1 protein-coding gene is annotated in these 1,717 nt (G+C 46.6%); it reads right to left on the bottom strand.

Going from position 1 to position 1,717, the window contains the following annotated elements:
- Positions 1-294 precede the first annotated feature (294 nt).
- A complete protein-coding gene (locus KDK18_RS01975) occupies positions 295-1,617 on the bottom strand; it encodes an McrB family protein (protein ID WP_257252813.1) in 1,323 nt (440 codons plus the stop codon).
- Positions 1,618-1,717: the final 100 nt, after the last annotated feature.

The raw sequence follows: 1,717 nt of genomic DNA, 5'->3' as shown, positions 1-1,717 counted from the left end.
GTATCTGCCGACTTGAAAGCACCAACAGCAAAACACTACCCAGCCTGGGTATGCTGAAAAAATATGCTGAAGCCACCGGGCACAAGCTCAACATCACTTTTTCTCCTGCCTGAAACTATACCTTGTCAGCAATAGCAGCGAATGTCGACAGACTCATTTCAGAGTCTGCTGACATTCATGACTTTATGTCAAAGCGATCAGGCTGCCTGCCAGTTAGAGCAAGAAACAAGAAAAAGGACATCCATATAATAAAGAAGCTGGACATCTATACAAGTCAAATATAAGGGTGTCCTATTATTTGACCGCATCCTCACCGATCACCACTCGCAGCTTATCCTCATCACCATCAATGCGGGGCAGGACCTTGGTCATCATGAAATCATCCCAAACTGCCTGTAGCGTTTGCTCATCCCCAGGTTGCAAACACGCCACATAGAGCAACAACTCGTTCAGGGCACGATAGGCCAGTTCAAACGGGGTTCGTTTAAGCACCTGATTCACCCGGTCAAGAAAGGCTACCGTACGCTTTCCATCAGTGTCGAAGGTACCTGTCAGCTGCTCCCGCCTGGCCGAGGTCAACACTGACCAGTGAAATACTTTATTCTCCGGTTGTCCCTCAAAGAACTGGCCATAATCATTAGGATAAAACTCGCCATAATCCAAAGTCAGTGCCCGGTCAATCACCTTGCGGGAAAAACCATGAGTGGTTTCATCCATATTAACGGTAGCGGCCACCAACAGATTGGGTGGTATGCCGATGCCGTGCTGTTGAAAGTAATCCCACAGCGGATCATCTGTAAGCCCTAAATCCGCCTGAAGCTTCAGGTCACCGGATTGATTCAGTGCCTGCAAGTCCAGCAACGGTTCACAACAATATTCTCCGGCCTCGTTAAAACCCCGGGTTTCCAATACCGATAGGTAATCCGCAAAATATTGCTCCACCGGTGCCAAATTCATCTCATCCAGACAGAGCCAATAGGGTGGTGAAGCAGAATTCAGAGTTCCGGCTCCGGCTGCGGAGGCATCAGGCGCAACCGACTTCCAGGCACGGATAATAAACGCGAGCACTTTGGTGGCAATGTATTTCGGTTTATCAACCCGGGAGACATAACCTAAGAGATCAGAGGGCTCATGCCAGTCAGGCCTTACCGGGATCAGACAGAAGTTCCCTTCAGGGTCATCCGGATCATGGAACTCTGCCTGCTTTCGGATAAATCGGGATTTACCGGTACCGGAGATTCCGGCCAGAAGGAGGAAAGGTTTGGGGAGGTTGAGTCGATTATTTTCAGATACTTCTGCAGGTTCAACCGCACTCAACTCGTAATCACATATCCTCTTGATAGTTGAGTCATAACCAAGAATATATTTGTCAAAATCAAGATGAAGATAATCAAATAAAGGGGATAAATCATGTTCTTTACGATATGTTCGATCAATGTCCCGGAGCGTAATTTTTCCTGTTTCCAACGCTTTTAACAACGCCCCAACAACGATGACCGGTATGATGCGCAATTGGTTGCCTTGCGCCATTCGTATATAGATATTTTCTGCGTTTATTTTTTCTATTGTTAGTGATCTGCCCCCTTCACCGAGAACAACACCTTGCTTTATCTTCATCCGTTAACCGACGTTAGGCCAATAACAGGTAAGAGTATAGAAAAAAATAGCTGAAACATACACGTTTATTAATGCGTGATCAAGATTACTCACACAAGGT

It is taken from the genome of Endozoicomonas sp. SESOKO3, from assembly GCF_024606255.1.
The sequence above is the reverse complement of the archived record's forward strand: the minus strand, read 5'-3'. Positions and strand labels throughout refer to the sequence as shown.

Excerpts from the sequence above, each read along its gene's own strand:
- KDK18_RS01975 (WP_257252813.1), bottom strand. The coding sequence starts at position 1,617 with ATGAAGATAAAGCAAGGTGTTGTTCTCGGTGAAGGGGGCAGATCACTA.